The 15,534-nt window shown below is 40.7% G+C and carries 18 protein-coding genes; 9 read left to right on the plus strand and 9 right to left on the minus strand.

The annotated features are described in order from the left end of the window. Nucleotides 1–147: 147 nt before the first annotated feature. Nucleotides 148–360, minus strand: coding sequence for a helix-turn-helix transcriptional regulator (locus JMN32_RS09815; RefSeq protein WP_202856142.1), 213 nt, complete (start codon nucleotides 358–360; stop codon nucleotides 148–150). Between the two features lie 280 nt (nucleotides 361–640). Here JMN32_RS09815 and JMN32_RS09820 point away from each other — a divergent pair, with 280 nt between their 5' ends. From JMN32_RS09820 to JMN32_RS09830, 3 genes are all read left to right on the plus strand, one after another. After that, on the plus strand, nucleotides 641–820 hold the full coding sequence (locus JMN32_RS09820) for a hypothetical protein (RefSeq protein ID WP_202856143.1): 180 nt from the start codon (nucleotides 641–643) through the stop codon (nucleotides 818–820). A 329-nt stretch (nucleotides 821–1,149) separates the two neighbouring features. Further along, on the plus strand, nucleotides 1,150–1,956 hold the full coding sequence (locus tag JMN32_RS09825) for a hypothetical protein (RefSeq protein ID WP_202856144.1): 807 nt from the start codon (nucleotides 1,150–1,152) through the stop codon (nucleotides 1,954–1,956). Nucleotides 1,957–1,963: 7 nt separating this feature from the next. Further along, nucleotides 1,964–2,866, plus strand: coding sequence for a patatin-like phospholipase family protein (locus JMN32_RS09830; RefSeq protein WP_202856145.1), 903 nt, complete (start codon nucleotides 1,964–1,966; stop codon nucleotides 2,864–2,866). 163 nt (nucleotides 2,867–3,029) lie between these two features. Here JMN32_RS09830 and JMN32_RS09835 read toward each other — a convergent pair whose 3' ends face one another. Continuing rightward, nucleotides 3,030–4,910: a TIGR04086 family membrane protein gene (locus JMN32_RS09835; protein WP_202856146.1), complete on the minus strand. Its 1,881-nt coding sequence runs from the start codon at nucleotides 4,908–4,910 to the stop codon at nucleotides 3,030–3,032. Between the two features lie 174 nt (nucleotides 4,911–5,084). Here JMN32_RS09835 and JMN32_RS09840 point away from each other — a divergent pair, with 174 nt between their 5' ends. Together JMN32_RS09840 and JMN32_RS09845 are read left to right on the plus strand one after the other, a co-directional pair. Continuing rightward, nucleotides 5,085–6,260, plus strand: coding sequence for a winged helix-turn-helix domain-containing protein (locus JMN32_RS09840; RefSeq protein WP_202856147.1), 1,176 nt, complete (start codon nucleotides 5,085–5,087; stop codon nucleotides 6,258–6,260). A 51-nt stretch (nucleotides 6,261–6,311) separates the two neighbouring features. Continuing rightward, entirely contained in the window at nucleotides 6,312–6,965 is a 654-nt protein-coding gene (locus tag JMN32_RS09845) for a hypothetical protein (RefSeq protein ID WP_202856148.1), read from the plus strand. Between the two features lie 110 nt (nucleotides 6,966–7,075). On the opposite strand, the gene JMN32_RS09850 is transcribed toward JMN32_RS09845, so the two are convergent. The 6 genes from JMN32_RS09850 to JMN32_RS09875 form a co-directional block, all read right to left on the minus strand. Continuing rightward, the gene (locus JMN32_RS09850) at nucleotides 7,076–7,618 is read right to left on the minus strand and encodes a YceI family protein (RefSeq protein WP_202856149.1); all 543 of its coding nucleotides are present in this window, start codon (nucleotides 7,616–7,618) and stop codon (nucleotides 7,076–7,078) included. Between the two features lie 41 nt (nucleotides 7,619–7,659). After that, nucleotides 7,660–8,376: a pirin family protein gene (locus JMN32_RS09855; RefSeq protein WP_202856267.1), complete on the minus strand. Its 717-nt coding sequence runs from the start codon at nucleotides 8,374–8,376 to the stop codon at nucleotides 7,660–7,662. A 383-nt stretch (nucleotides 8,377–8,759) separates the two neighbouring features. Beyond that, nucleotides 8,760–9,566: an AraC family transcriptional regulator gene (locus JMN32_RS09860; protein WP_202856150.1), complete on the minus strand. Its 807-nt coding sequence runs from the start codon at nucleotides 9,564–9,566 to the stop codon at nucleotides 8,760–8,762. A gap of 191 nt (nucleotides 9,567–9,757) precedes the next feature. Beyond that, the gene (locus tag JMN32_RS09865; protein WP_202856151.1) at nucleotides 9,758–11,038 is read right to left on the minus strand and encodes an acetyl-CoA C-acetyltransferase; all 1,281 of its coding nucleotides are present in this window, start codon (nucleotides 11,036–11,038) and stop codon (nucleotides 9,758–9,760) included. Nucleotides 11,039–11,044: 6 nt separating this feature from the next. Further along, the gene (locus JMN32_RS09870) at nucleotides 11,045–11,794 is read right to left on the minus strand and encodes an SDR family oxidoreductase (protein WP_202856152.1); all 750 of its coding nucleotides are present in this window, start codon (nucleotides 11,792–11,794) and stop codon (nucleotides 11,045–11,047) included. A gap of 51 nt (nucleotides 11,795–11,845) precedes the next feature. Then, nucleotides 11,846–12,436, minus strand: a complete 591-nt coding sequence (locus JMN32_RS09875; RefSeq protein WP_202856153.1) for a TetR/AcrR family transcriptional regulator — start codon at nucleotides 12,434–12,436, stop codon at nucleotides 11,846–11,848. 200 nt (nucleotides 12,437–12,636) lie between these two features. Here JMN32_RS09875 and JMN32_RS09880 point away from each other — a divergent pair, with 200 nt between their 5' ends. From JMN32_RS09880 to JMN32_RS09895, 4 genes are all read left to right on the plus strand, one after another. Further along, complete coding sequence (locus JMN32_RS09880) at nucleotides 12,637–13,224, plus strand: Crp/Fnr family transcriptional regulator (RefSeq protein ID WP_202856154.1); 588 nt, start codon at nucleotides 12,637–12,639, stop codon at nucleotides 13,222–13,224. Nucleotides 13,225–13,315: 91 nt separating this feature from the next. Continuing rightward, nucleotides 13,316–14,053 (plus strand): SDR family oxidoreductase, encoded by a 738-nt coding sequence (locus JMN32_RS09885; RefSeq protein WP_202856155.1) that lies wholly within the window; start codon nucleotides 13,316–13,318, stop codon nucleotides 14,051–14,053. A gap of 163 nt (nucleotides 14,054–14,216) precedes the next feature. Beyond that, nucleotides 14,217–14,747 (plus strand): GNAT family N-acetyltransferase, encoded by a 531-nt coding sequence (locus JMN32_RS09890; protein ID WP_202856156.1) that lies wholly within the window; start codon nucleotides 14,217–14,219, stop codon nucleotides 14,745–14,747. A gap of 142 nt (nucleotides 14,748–14,889) precedes the next feature. Beyond that, nucleotides 14,890–15,087 carry a pinensin family lanthipeptide gene (locus JMN32_RS09895; RefSeq protein WP_202856157.1) on the plus strand — a complete coding sequence of 66 codons (198 nt, stop codon included), beginning with the start codon at nucleotides 14,890–14,892 and terminating at the stop codon, nucleotides 15,085–15,087. An 82-nt stretch (nucleotides 15,088–15,169) separates the two neighbouring features. Here JMN32_RS09895 and JMN32_RS09900 read toward each other — a convergent pair whose 3' ends face one another. Next, nucleotides 15,170–15,445: a hypothetical protein gene (locus JMN32_RS09900; RefSeq protein WP_202856158.1), complete on the minus strand. Its 276-nt coding sequence runs from the start codon at nucleotides 15,443–15,445 to the stop codon at nucleotides 15,170–15,172. Nucleotides 15,446–15,534 lie beyond the last annotated feature (89 nt).

Here is a 15,534-nt window from a genome sequence, read left to right on the forward strand (position 1 = left end):
CTATGAAGATCGCAGAGTCCTCTACGAGTCTACGAGAGACTCTGCTGGGAACGAAAAAAAATCCAATTATAGCCGGCATACTTACCCCAATCGGTTGCAGGATCGCTGCACTTAACCTACGACCTAAAATAAGGAAGACATTAAAATTCACTTACCCTTGGTAGATACCAACAGCTCCCTTACATCAACATCAAGTGCTTTAGCTACCTGAAACAAACTCTCGATTCTTGGCTGCATATCATTTCTACACCACTTTGAAATCGTATTGGAGTTCATATCTATCTCTTCAGCTAACCAATTGTTTGTTTTGCCTCGTTCTGCCAAAACTGCTTTTATCCTGTTATAAATAGGCTTAGCCATTAACATCTCTTTTGATTCTCAAGTCAAAAATAAACAAGAAAAACAAACGCATGACAGACAATAATATGCTTTATTAGAAGATTTAAAGATCTTTAAATAAACTTTAAAATAATTTTATAGTTACTTAAAATTCTATGTATGGAAATTAAAGATTTGATCATTCAACTTATCTGCCAAGATCTTAAACACAACAGACTAACCAAATCGCTTTCAAAATTAGGGTTAGACGATCGTGGATTATATGATCTTGATATGCTAACCATTATATATATCTAATTTAATGGGAGTGCAAGGAGACAAACTATCTGATGCATTTTCAGATGTATGCTTCAATTTTTTGAAGGAAGTGGATCAGATCAATAGCTTTGAATTGGAGAATGAAGTTTCTCTCATTGCTACTCAATGCTATGAGATGTTGAAATCTTTAGTGGAAATAGAGCCCCTTCTGGGCCGTATTTAATCTATTTCTCCCTACCTAGCTCAAGCTTCCGTGACTGTTGCACAACTGCTTATGCTACATAGCAATGTCTCGTCCTAAAATACGCCTGCATGTGTCACTAACGAAATCAAGCTACACCCATCATAGATATCAGTTAATCAATAACTTAACTTATAGACTTTATAAACAAGGTTGGAGTTTGCTATTAAAAGAGGATAAAACAGGCTTCACATGTAGCAACAAATACATTAGAAAAATCTGGTACTTGGCACAAAACATTTTAAATTGCTTGAAGCGCAAGAAAATCAGGCCAAATTTGCAGGTCTGAATTTTACCTAACTACCTAACGAATGACCTTAACTAAAATATATGTATTTCTTTTTACCTTCTTTCTCTCACTGGGAACTCTTCATGCCCAAAACTGCAATAAGCTCTCGGCAAACGAATGGACTGAAGTACAAAGTTATGCCAATAGTATAATACCTGTGGTTTTGTACAAGCTGTACCCTGCTCCCTCCGACGATACCGAAAGACAGTCAAGGCTGGACTCTCTGAAGACTCACGATTATACGGCCTATGTGCAATTGACGAATGGGATCCGCAGCTTTATAGAAAGCACCACGCCTGATCAGCAAACCTGTTTTTACAGTGTGGCTGATAACGAGATCGTTTTAGAGTGGATCGGTTTCATCTACCGGAAAAATGCTCCGGAAAACAAGATGCTTTCCCCAGAATTTCAAAAAGGTTGGGGTATACTGGCAGAATGGAATCAGGGGGCACTCAATCCCTTTCAGGATGCAGAGGCTTACTTACTCACTCTTAAAGGTATGGCAGGATACACCTTTGCTAAAGAGCGATCAGGAGGGCACCTTCGCCTGTTAGTAGGTCCATCAATGTATTACTCAGGCAAAGACACTCAGTTTTTGCTTACCACAAGAGCTGAAGTACGCTTAAAGGATATTCAAGCAGCCCCTGTTTCCATCGGCACTATAAAATTTATTGCTGAGGGCAGCACCGACATTGATGGCCTATGGGTGTTTGGGCCTGGTGTAGGCGTGGAACTACCCAGTTTTGGCGTTCAGCTATTACATCAATGGCATACTGATGCCATTAAAAATCATCTTGAAATCGGAATTTCGTATCGATTCCTAAACTGACAGAACAATGAAAAGAGCTTTAATTACTAGTGGTGGTGGAGCAAAAGGAGCATTCACTGTGGGGGCACTATCCTATATGTTTGATAACAACCTGGCTGATTTTGACCTGATCAGTGGTACAAGTACAGGTTCCCTGATTGCTGCTTTTGCAGCAGCAGGAGACATCGAAACGCTGAAGGATGTATATACTAATGTCAATAACAATGATATTATTGCTACAACCAACCTTGTCCGGCAACTTCAGCAAGGCAAGCCTTATTTGTTAGACAGCTACCCTCTGGTAAAATTGATCGATGAAAAAGTTACGGATACCGTATACCAAAAAATAGTCAATGGCAATACCATTTTATGCCTTACTGCGGTGAGTCTTCAAACCGGAGCCCCTACTATCTTTGCAACCAAAAGGATCAACATACCCGCTGGCTATCAGCTTAAAATTATCCAGAATATACAGCAGTTGAAAAACGCCATGCTTGCCAGTAGTAGCCAGGGAGGGTTTCTACCGCCGGTTACTATTGACGGAGAACAAATGATAGATGGCGGACATAGAACGGTAGTCCCTACAGCTGCCGCTATAGCCCAAAACCCAGATGAGGTGATAGTACTTAGTAACAACCCTAAAAGTATATTCCCGGGAAACCCGAACTACACCAGTGTGGTTGATACTATTCTCAGAGTAATTTCAATCTTCATACAGGGCGTTCGTGAAAATGATTACAAATTGCTCGACGATTATGTCGCTAATTCTATTAATAAAAAGGCCTTCTACATAGAACCCAATGCGGATCTGGATGAGCAAAACCCAACAGGGCTGAGGTTTGACAAGTTCCTGATGACACAATGGAGAAGTCAGGGGGAAATAAAAGCAAAACAGGTTCTTTCTGCGGCTGGTGTTCCCGGTGGCGCATAATTGCGGGCTGTCAGGGGATAGTCTATGGGAGGTCTTTAGCGAACACTCCCCATGTTCTATCCCCCGACAGAACATCAACCATTCAGTTTCTTGTTTTTCATGGTTCGGCCGGTTTATCGATTAACAATATTTGCAGATGAATAGGGGAAGGTCAGGAAACAACTCACGCTTCCTGAGGTGAACCGGATTTGCTAATTCCCATCTTTTTAAGCACAAAATCAATAGACCCCACACCCAGGTAGCCTCCTATAAGACTGATAACAAATACACTAAAAGCATTGAGCAGAAAGTCCGGTGCATAATCAATAATATCAAAGACGATAATAGTCCAATACAGCACCATACCTGTAAACAATCCCGTAAAGATTCTCCACTTTTTTGTCTTATTCCCTTCGTGAAAATAAGATATGAATCCTCCTACAAGACCTCCAACTATGCTGGCGATTATGATGAGAATTGGCCAGGTCACAATTACCGTATTGTTATTGGTGTATAGATTACTGGAAACGGCTCGTACTTTTACCGTACCAATAAAGCTTTTAGGAGCAAACTCCGCCTTGCTTTCGAAGTGGTCGGGCATAATAGTAAAGCTCTGAGGGGTGACCTCCCCACCCCCTTCGCTGATCTCAAGACTGACCTGCCATGGGGTCTTTACAGTAAGCGCCGCACTATCTTCGTCCAATAACCTCACCAGTATGTCAGACTTTTCAAGAAAGTGGATGGAAGGCGGGCTGCTTATACACTGAATATATGTGACCGGTGGTACAAAGTGAATCTTAACATTGTTCACCACTTCTATATCTGGTGTGGCTATAATTTGCAACTCTACATCTTCCTGATCTTTACTGACCAGTTTCAGAATACCCGGCTCCTCCCCCTTTACCACCAGTTGCTGTGGGTGTACACTTCCATAACTAGGAATAATATTTAGCCTGACTCCATCGGGATACAAGCTCGCCTCATCAAAAAGAAACAGACTTATTTCTGCACTGTCTTTGCCATTAGCCTTAAAACTGCGACTCTGAGCAAAAGCTTTGATATAAGATTGGTTACCCGGTTGATACATGGCCAGACGCACTTGAAAATCGTCATATTTATTAATAATGAGGCTGCCGTAACGCGGCGTAACTTTTAGAAACAAAGAGCCGGAATAAAGCTCTGGGTGAACAGCAGTCAACTCTAGTATACCTGCATTCTTAAGAATAATTGAAGTATGTAGCATAGACTGTCCTTTGTTAAAATGTACACTTTTGATCTTATGGTCCTTCTTGATGGTGTTGAGCAATTCCACATCCAATTCTTTTGGAGCACCTGCAGGTTGGTTATTATCATTAACAAGTTCTATAGAAATATGTAAAGTATCCCCCACCTGCGCCAAACGCTTCTCCCTTTGGAGATGAACCAAAATCTTGGTAGGTATGCGCCTTTTAATACTCATGAGCGAATCCTGCCTTAACTTTATCTTCTCCGGAAGGCCGATTTCTTTTACATCTTGTTGCTGTACCTGTTGCTGTGCAAGGTCATTATCCTCTATATCTGCAACGATACGAAACCCTAATGCCGGCTCACCTTCTGAAGTTTTGTTTCCAGGCTTACTGGTCATCACCATTTGATTTTCCTCATAATTCATAGTAACAGGCAAGCGTACTTCTTTTGTGACAACTGAATCATCATACTCATACCGCCCCAAAAGGGTATGTGTGGAGCCCTCCTCAGAGTCTTCCGATTCTTCAACACGCTCTATTTTAAACTTATTAGGAAGTTTTTGCTTTATTGATGACTGAGTGGCCTGATATTGCAAAGTATCTACTTTTGATGGATTCAGGTTGATATATCCTCCGGCTAGCTTACCCTCCTTGAAATTAAAACTGCCATCTTCAACGCCTATCACTCCGTAGCTGGCGGAATCTTCACCAAACCAAATCCCTTCACTGACCTGCTCATCAATCTTTACATCCACCTCATCCGTTCTTTTAGAATCGCTGCATCCAGCAACTAAAATGAGTATAATCAAAAAAATATAGATTGGGGTTTTGGTTTTCATAGTCTGTACTCTAATTGTAATTCAAGCTAATGAATTCTTTTTTAATTTAAATCAATCACTGAGGTAAAATTACATCATGAATAGAATCAACAACACTTTTCTCCCCAATGGCTAACCACTAAAGAAATAGCTGAATCCCTAAACAATACCACCCCCTTTTCGTATTTTGATGGTATGAAACCCATTGAAACTCTTTCAAAAGCTAAAGCCAAAAATCTTATTATTCATTCACAACTATTTCCACATGCCGGGTCAAGTTCCCTCGACGTAATTCGTCAGCTCGGTTATGTTCAAATAGATACCCTGGCAGTAGCAGAAAGAGCTCATCACCATATATTTCACACCCGAAATACACAATATCAGAAAGACGAACTGATGGAAATGTTAAGAGGGAAACAGATTTTTGAATACTGGAGCCACGCGGCCTCCTATTTACCTATAGAGGATTACCGTTACAGTCTGATAAGAAAACAGGAATTTGCTGATGGGAAATCGCACTGGTTTCGTCAAAACAAGAAAATGATAGCCTATGTGCTGGACAGAATAAAAGCAGAAGGGCCGTTGCAATCCAAAGATTTTAAAGATCCCAGCCATAACTCAGGTGCCTGGTACAAATGGAAACCTGCCAAAGTTGCACTGGAGCAGCTTTTTATGGAGGGAAAACTCATGGTAGCTGAAAGGGTTAATTTTCAAAAGGTTTATGATCTGACCGAACGGATACTTCCTGCTCATGTAGATACATCCATGCCATCGAAACAGGAATTTCATGAGTATCTGATCATAAGAACACTCACTGCGCAGGGGATTGCAACCCTAACCGAGATCACTTACTTGCGCAAGGGACTTAAAAGCCATATTGAAAAGGCCTTAAAAAAACTGATAAGTGAAGGGAAAGTGAAGGCTGTCAGCATTGAAGGCATTGATCAGACATACTTTGTCCTGGCAGGGCAGGGTGCCTATGAGACTAATAATGCTGCACATATTTTGTCTCCATTCGATAACCTCATTATTCAAAGGAAACGAGCTCAGGAAATTTTTGACTTCAATTATCAATTGGAATGTTACGTACCTGAAAAAAAGCGCAAGTTCGGATACTACTGCCTTCCCATCCTATACAAAGACCAGCTTGTTGGCAAATTTGACCCTAAGGCTGATCGCACAACCGGCATTTTCACAGTCAAGTCTTTTTGGCTTGAAGCTAATTTTGAGCCAGACGAGGATTTCACTCATGCCTTTGCTCAAAGTCTAGGTCGGTTTGTAAGTTTTTGTGGCTGCAGAAAATTGAAAATACTTAAATCGAGGAATAACCCGGTATTAAAGGAAATAGAAAAAAGGGTAAATTCAAGATAGATAAATAGCCTTCAGATTTACCGACAGGATCTTTTTATGCTAAATTGAAAAATGAATTGCATCAAGTGTAACGCGGAAGTTCCTGAAAGAAACATCAATATTCACGAGGACATTGTAATCTGCGATGCGTGTGGTATAAAATTCAGCCCATCTGATACGGTTAAGAACTATTCAAAAGGTCCTGTTGACTTAACCAATCCTCCAAAAGGAATTAAGGTCACAAAAACGGCAGGTAATCTTATGGTCATTATCAACATCCGCTCATGGACATCTGTATTTTGGATATTCTTCTCAGCAATACTCTCTGTTGTCTTTGTCCTACTCACTATGACATTCAAGATGTCCGAAATGGCCTTACATATAATTGGAGTAGCTGTTGCATTGATCTTTGTCTGGGTACAAACACTTTTAAAAATGTTCGGGAGAATTGAACTCAAATTCGACAACCATATCGGGCATTTTTTTATTGGAGTTGGAAATTTGGGGTTGAAAAAGAGCTTTCTATGGCGGGACATTCGCTCTATGGAGGATGAGTTACTCCAGCGCAAGCGTCTTTTAGATTTAGATGGTGAATTTGCTTCACGAACCCTGGTTCTGCGTGGTATAAAAAACATTTCTTTTATGGTAGCATTGAATCAGGATAAAAGAAATTATTTAAAGACCCTGATATTACCTTTTATAATTAACGCAAAGGATAGGGAGTAATGGGAAGTATTTTTCGGAATGAAGCTAAAAAAAGGGTGCGAACAAGTACTTAAACTAAACGTTAAATCTACATAAAACAATTTTACGGCCGTCCGCACCCAATCTTTTAATTAGCCTAGAATAAGCTGTACATTCAAATCAAGCCTGATCTGGTCGCCAACCACTATGCTCCCTGCCTCAGTTACTGCGCTCCATTTCAGTCCAAAATCTTTTCTGTTTATTTTTCCGGTGATCTCAAAGCCTGCTTTGGTATTGCCATACGGATCAACAGCCTGTCCATTAAACAATACGTCCAACTCCACTTCCTTTGTAATATCCCTGATGGTCAAATAGCCTTTTAGCTTGTATTCATCTTCCCCCTGCTTCACAAATGAAGATGAGATAAACTTAAGCTCAGGATATTCTGCCGCATTGAAGAAATCATCAGATTTCAAATGGGCATCTCTGTCGCTGTTTTTAGTATTTACGCTATCAATACCAGCGCTAAACTCTATTTCAGCATCACTGAAGTCATCATTTTCAGATTTTACAGTACCCGAAAATTCATCAAATGAACCGGTAACCGTTGAAACCATCATGTGTTTTACTTTAAAATGAATTTCAGAGTGAGTAGGATCTATTGTCCAGGTTTTAACTAATTGTGTCGTTTCCATTTTTGATAATATTAAGTGATAATATTGATTACTTTAAAAATTTATTCTTCGATCATAGGTACCTCCATCAGCAGCACCCTGGCATCACTGTCGGCGGTTATGGTCAGCTGTTCTATATCTGTCAGCCCAAAGCCATCCCGTCTGTTCAGAGCCTGGCCATTGATGGTCACATCTCCTTCAATCACAAAGGCGTATACTCCGTTTCCAGCTTTTTTAATTGTATAGGTGTCTTGCTTGCCGGCCTCAAAATCGCCCAGATGAAACCAGGCATCCTGATGGATCCACACCCCCTGATCATCAGGGTTGGGAGATAATATTTGGTAGAACTGATTCTTCTTTTTCAGATCGGCAATGGATATCTGATCATAGCGGGGTTTCACGTCTTCCTGATTAGGGAATACCCAAATCTGAAAGAATTTCACTTCCTTATCCTTGTTTTTATTGTATTCACTATGGATGATTCCTGTCCCGGCACTCATCACCTGCACATCTCCTTCTTTGATCACCGTAACATTGCCCATGCTGTCTTTATGCTCCAGGTCGCCCTCTAGCGGTATAGAGATGATCTCCATGTTTTGGTGTGGGTGCGAGCCAAAGCCCTGTCCTCCGGCAACCTGATCATCATTTAAAACCCGAAGCGCGCCAAACTGCATTCTTGTAGGGTCAAAGTAATTAGCAAAGCTGAAAGTGTGACGTGATAAAAGCCATCCATGGTTTGCATATCCTCTGGTATCAGCTTTGTGTAATACGGTTTTCATTGTGTTCTCCTTCTTGTTTGGTAAATGATTGAAGCCAACTTGCTTTGTGCGCTGGTCTTCCTTAGATGAATTCGAAAAGACTTTTGTGAGACCCAGTGATATGGAGCCTAAAGCCAGTGTTGATATAAACTTTTTTCGTTTCATCCTTTTTTTGTTTTGTTCTAATAGATAAAACGGAAGGAAGACCGAGCAGGGTATTACAAAAATGTCGGGTTGGACTATAGAAATGTCGGGAATTACGGCTTTGGAAGGTTTTGTAACGGTGATCGGTGGTTGGTAAGTGGTAAGCGGTGGGGTCTTCCAAACATCCCTTTGAGGGGACTGACCACCTCCCTCAAGGGAGGATTTGAGGAGTACAAAATTACCCCTGACTTTGGGCTTGTTTAGGAATTACTAATGGTATACTGCTTTCTGAATTCCAGTGGTGTGAGGCCGACTTTCTTCTTAAAGAAGGAATTGAAATGCAAAGGCTCTTTAAACCCCAACGTGATGGCAATTTGCTTCACGGTTTCATGAGTATGTATGAGCAGTCTCTTGGCCTCACTAATAATTCTGTCAATAATGTAGTCTTTAGCCGTACAGCCAATGGTATTTTTCACTACCTGGTTTAAGTGTTTTGGAGTTAGAAAAAGTAAACCGGCATACTCTGAAACTTTATGGAGCTTACGAAAATTCTTTTCCACCATCTTTCGAAAGTCAATGAGAACACAGGAGGTAGCAGAAACTTCCGGAGGCTGGCTCTTTTCACACAGACTTACACATTCAATTAAAAATAACTTTAGCCATGCCCCTACAGCCTCTTCTTTGTAGGCATTTTCTTCTTTATAGGATACATAAAGTGATTTAATAATCACCTCCAATGTTGCTCTTGTTTTATCATCGAGGTAGATAGGAGGGCTATCGCTATAACTTTTAAAAAGGTTAATCTTAAGAATGAAGTCTTGCGATATTCCACTGGCACTAAGAAAATCGGCAGAGAAAGTGATCACCCAACCTTGCGGTCGTTTGGGCGTATGGACCTGGTGGATCTGTCCGGGGCTAATAAAGAATACCTGATTATCTTCAATATCATAGGTATTAAAGTCTATCAGGTGAAAGCCATTCCCATGCTGCACCCAAACTATAGTGTAAAAATCATGACGGTGAGGCTCCGTAGTTTTCCCCTCAGTATTGTCAAAGATAGTTTCCATCTTATCGATGTTAAAAAACCGATTGGGATGCTCTTCATTCTGAAGATGATAGACTTTTATTAAGGGGCTTTCTTTCATTACTTAATAAAGGTAATTGATTAAGGCCTGATTGAAAACAACCTCATTAAAAAAGCCCGGAACTCAAATTCCGGGCTCATCATAAAAATTACTTAATAGCCACACCCAGCCTATCATTTCTCCATGATCATGGTCACTCCCTGCCCTCCTGAAGCGCATACAGAAATAAAGCCACGGCCTGAGCCCTTTTCATTCAACAACTTCGCCATGGTAGCAATTAATCGACCACCGGTAGCAGCAAAAGGATGTGCCGCTGCCAGGCTGCTGCCTTTGATATTCAACTTACTTCTGTCGATACTGCCCAGTGGCTTATCGTAGCCAAATGTTTTCATAAGCGCTGCGCTTTCCCATATTTTGAGGGTTGTCAACACCTGCGCTGCGAAAGCTTCATGAATCTCATAAAAATCAAAATCCTGCAGATTTAAATTAGCCTTTTGCAGCATTCGTGTGGCAGCATGGACAGGTGCCATCAACAGGTTTTGCCTTTCATTGACAAACTCAATAGCAGCAACTTCTGCAAATGAGATATAGGCCAACACTGGCAAATTGTGCTCTTGAGCCCATTCTTCACTCGCCAACAAAACACAAGAGGCCCCGTCAGAAAAGGGCGTTGAATTCCCCGCAGTCAAAGAGCCGTTGATGGGGTCAAAAGCAGGTTCTAAACGGGCAAGCTTTTCCATACTGGTGTCTCTTCTCAGGTTGTTGTCTCGATCAAGACCGAGGTATGGGGTAAGCATATCACCTAAGAAGCCCTCATCATAAGCTTTGGCCATTTTTTGATGACTCTCCAAAGCAAACCTGTCCTGATCTTCGCGGCTTATGCCATAGTGCTTCGATGAAATCTCGGTATGACCACCCATCGACAACTTGGAACGCCTTTCATCAATGCCCGGAGCAACAGGGACCAAATGCTTCGGGCGGATTTTCATAAATTGTTTAAGCCTCCCGCCAAAGGATTTTGCTTTCCTGGCCTCAAGCAGTATCCTCCTCAACGGCTCACTAATTACTACAGGTACATTGCTGGCAGAATCTACCCCTCCTGCTACACCGACATTAATCTGTCCCAAAGCTATTTTATTGGCGATGTATATCGCAGCTTCCATCCCTGTGGCACAGGCCTGCTGTATATCACAGGCCGGAGTAGCCGGATCAAGCGATGTGCCCATAACGCTCTCGCGTATCAGGTTAAACTCCCGCGTATGTTTGATAACTGCCCCGCCGGCTACTTCTCCTAATCTTTGCCCTTGTAACTTATATTTACTGACCAGCCCATCAAGAGAAGCCGTCATCATGTCTACATTACTGGCATAGGCATAAGCAGTATTGTGCCGTGCGAAAGGTATTCTGTTGTATCCCACCACTGCGACTCTGCGAGGTTCTTTATGTATTAACATATATTATTAATTTAAAAATGACTGATTCATGACCATAAGTGCCTCTTGAGGAGACTTGCGGCTCAGAGCACTTATTTGTGCAGTATCGCCGACGTGTATTTCATGCTCTTCTCGCTCCATGGCTTTGAGGAGTTCCTCTGCTACTACAGCAGGGGAAATACCTTGCCCTCCTCCAATTTCTTTCGAAAAGGCTGTGTTAACCAAAGGCGGTATCAATTCAAATACCCTGATCGACGTGTTTTTGGAAAGTGTCAGCCTAAGCGATTGCGTATAAGAATGTAAAGCCGCTTTACTGGCAGCGTAAGTAGACAGCATGACAGGGGGAGCAAATGCCACCATCGAGGAAACATTAACAATAGCCCCTTCCTGTTGTTTGTTCAGTAAGGGCAGCAATTCTTCGTTCAGTCTGACAATGGAAAGGTAGTTGGTTAAAATTTCTTCGCTGGCAGCTCCAAAACTATTCGTGTTATTTGATAAGTGATGTAAAAAAGCCTTTCCCGCATTATTAACAACTACATTAAGCTCAGGAAATTCCTGATTAAGTCTCTGTACAAGTTGTTCAACCTGTTGTGCATCGGTAACATCAAAAGGTATCACCACTGCATCCTTAAGTTGTTTTTGAGCACTCTCCAACCGAGAGGCATCTCTACCTGTAATAATGACTTTGTTTCCCTTTTCGACGAGGGCTTTTGCAATTTCGAAGCCGATTCCGGCACTACCACCAGTTATCAGCACTGTATTATCTGTAGTTTTCATATCTTAAAATTTACATTTCATACCGATCGGTATATTTTCAGCTAAAAATTTTTATTGAAGATCGTATATCATTTTGCGAACAGAGCCCATGATCATGTTAAGGTATTCTACTTTACCCGTAACCTTAGAGATCATAATTGCCCCCTCCACGGTTGCAAAAATGGTCAGGGCTGCCTGCTCAACATTAATATACTCCCTGAATTCACCTTCAGACACACCTTTTCTGATCAGAAAAGCAATTTTATTTTTCCAGTCAATTACGGCTTCGGCTGCCCGGCCTTTTAACTCGGGATGCGTATCATCAGCCTCAACAGCTGTATTGAGCATAGGACAACCACCCTGAGGAAATAAGTGTTGAAGCGTGTTATCTAAGTAAACTTCTGTATAAGCAAGCAACTGCTCTTTGGCCGAACTATGCTTGCCCATCTCTTGCTCAATAAGATTATTGGTTATTTGAAGATTGTGATCAAATACTGCCAGAGCTACGGCATCTTTATTTTTGAAATTATTGTAGATACTACCCTTGGTAAGGCCTGTAGCCTTCTCCATATCACTCAAACTAGTTCCCACAAATCCTTTTGTATTAAATACAGGAGCAGTTTTTTCAATAATATGAGCCTTGGTTTGTTCTGTTTTTGACATTACCTACTATTTTTCTTCTCTTTAAATACCAATCGGTATATTCTGCATATATACAGAATTCACATTAGGTAACAAAACTCCAAGACATAAATATATACACCCGTATCTCCAGGCACCTAATGCGGTTGGATGTATTTCATGAAAATTTATTTACTTTTAACCCTGAGGTTTACATCCGTTTCCCGTAATAATTCGCTTTGATGAAAGAACGTTTTCTCAAAACCATGCACGCGCTAACCGAGCTACCTTTAGCACAAGAGGAAAAACTTTTGAAATTGATCAGAACTACCTCTGTTGCTCGGGGTGAACATTTTATTCGTGAAGGTCAGGTTCCTCGCCAGTTTGGTTTTATAGGCAAAGGGTTATTCCGCTATTATTACGTAGATTACAATGGCAATGAGTTTACTAAAGGCTTTTTCCCAGAGGGCACATTTTTAAGTTCCTACAGTGCTATGATCCAAAACAGGCCGTCTTATTTTAATATAGAGGCTCTGGAGCCATCAGAAATTATCACCATTGATTTTCAGCAGTGGAAATCCTTATCTGCTGAACACCCTTGTTGGAATACTTTCCTTGTAGCTATTCTCGAAAAAGCTTTTACAAAAAAAGAAAATCGAGAACGGGAATTTCTATTATTTGATGCCGAAACCCGATACCGCTCATTTCTTGAAGAGTACCCAGACCTATCTCAAAGAGTCAAACAGCATATGATTGCATCCTATCTGGGCATAACACCCGTAGCTTTAAGCCGGGTACGACGAAAAATGGGAGTAACTCACACTACATAACCATCTATCACCAAACATTTTACTATGCCGTTAACATAGGTTAATGACATTAGCCGGTTTCATCCGCTACTTTGAATTAAAAAGCAGAGATATGAAACTAAACAACAACACCATTCTCATAACCGGCGGAAGTTCCGGCATTGGCCTCGAACTTGCCCGAAGGCTTCACAAACAAGGAAACAACATTCTTATATGTGGCAGATCAGAAGAAAAGCTTAATAATGTAAAGCATGAAATACCTGGTATCCATGACTACCCCTGTGACCTCTCTATAAAAGCACATAGACAAGAACTGTTTCAATGGGTGTCAGATAATCACCCTTCATGCAATATATTGATCAACAATGCGGCAACCGTGCACAAAACAAACTTTTCAGAAGATTCAAAGATGATTGAGAAGGCTGAAAATGAGGTGCAAACTAACCTTATAGCCCCAATCACATTGAGTAAGCTTTTTTTGCCATTGCTCATGAAAAATGAAAATGCCTCCATCATCAATGTTACTACAGGCCTCATTTATGCCCCAAGAGCAGCTTATCCTATCTACAATGCTACCAAGTCGGGTCTGCATGCCTTCACTCAAGTGCTGAGACATCAATTGAAAAACGACCCCATCAGGGTTATTGAGGTCATAATGTCGGCCGTGGATACGCCATGGCATCAGGGCAACCCTCCTAAAATGGCGATTTCAGTTGAAAAAGCAGCAGCAGAAATGCTGAACAAATTGGAAAAAGGTCAGGAGGTAATTAAAATAGCCGGAGTAAAAATTCTTTATATACTCTCGAGGATTGCTCCGGCTTTTGCATTCAGAAAGATTAATCAACTATAGCATGTCATAATGTTCCAATCGCGTTTTGAATAACCATACTATTTTGGCTCAAAACACTATATACTCAATTCCGATTGAGATAAGCTTCCATATTAAACTTATTCATTTTGTCGATTCACCTCAAAAAGTTTACTTTGAAAACTGCAACCATCTACAATATAATATGATCACCAACTCTGACGTACTTATCAGACCCGTAGAGTTGTCTGATGTAGAAACCCTTATGGAGCTAGGAAGCGTAACTTTTAAAGAAGCTTTCGGAACTGTTAATACGCCTGAAAATATGCAGAAGTATCTTAATAGTAACTTCAACCAAAAGGTTTTAACTGCTGAGGTAAAAAACCCTGAGTCAATGTTCTTTTTTGCTCAACAAAGTGAACAGGTGATTGGCTATCTAAAAGTCAATCTCGGTAATGCACAAACTGAAAGCATGCCGGATAATACTATGGAAATAGAACGAATCTATGTACTGGCAAAATACTACGGAAAAGGCATAGCAAAATTACTATTTGAACAGGCCATAAGTGTAGCAAATCAAAACAATATCACAACCGTATGGCTTGGTGTATGGGAGGAAAACCCAAGGGCCATAAAATTCTATAAAAAGAATGGTTTTGTTGAATTTGACAAACATAACTTCATTCTTGGAGATGATGTGCAGACCGATATACTCATGAAGCTGGCATTGAAATAACAGCACTTCTTCAAGTTTTTCTTTTTTATGGGTAACAATAGCAAATGACTATTGATATAGGCTTGATTGCTGGGTAAGCCGGCCAAATCAAGCGTAAGCCGAAAAGCTTTATGAGTAGGCACCATTAAAAACCCAATTAAAAATGAAAAAGTTAAGTTTAAATCAACTTAAGGTGAAAAGTTTTGTAACCGCTGTTAATGATAGTAACAACTCACAAACTATCAAAGGTGGTCTTTCAGGAGGTGCCTGCGTACCCGTAGAAGGCTACCCCATAGATGTAGAGTGGGCTCTAGGTACCCGAGGTGGCTGCACACAGTGGGAAAACATGTGCAATGGTTAAGTTTCTCACCCAGTCTGTAATGCAGGCTGGGTTATTTATTATGTATGAATAGCGCATTTTGACTTTTAACCTCATTCAACTATTACTTCCCGGCTACAGTTATTGAATCTTGTAACTGATAATACGCAATAAGCTGTGAACTATCCAAAGAAGCATTACTCACCAATGTCTCTATCGATTTTGTAACATTGATGTGACCGTAAATTTTGTTGCCTGAATGTGACCTTTTGTACTGTTTAATATTAGTAAGCAAAGCTTCATTAATATCTCCTGTATCCGGATTAACTGCAATTTGCAGATTCATACCTCTGGACCGTCCTCTAAATATCAGGGCGTCATGTGTTATGTTCCTTAACAAATCATATTGTATAGAATCTCTGGAAATAGCCGATTTCCACCTCTTATTTTTTTCAAAATGCCCCGTAGGATGTTCAAAGATTAATTCAA

Origin of the sequence: Fulvivirga marina, assembly GCF_016775155.1 — a bacterium.
Taxonomy (GTDB): Bacteria; Bacteroidota; Bacteroidia; order Cytophagales; family Cyclobacteriaceae; genus Fulvivirga; species Fulvivirga marina.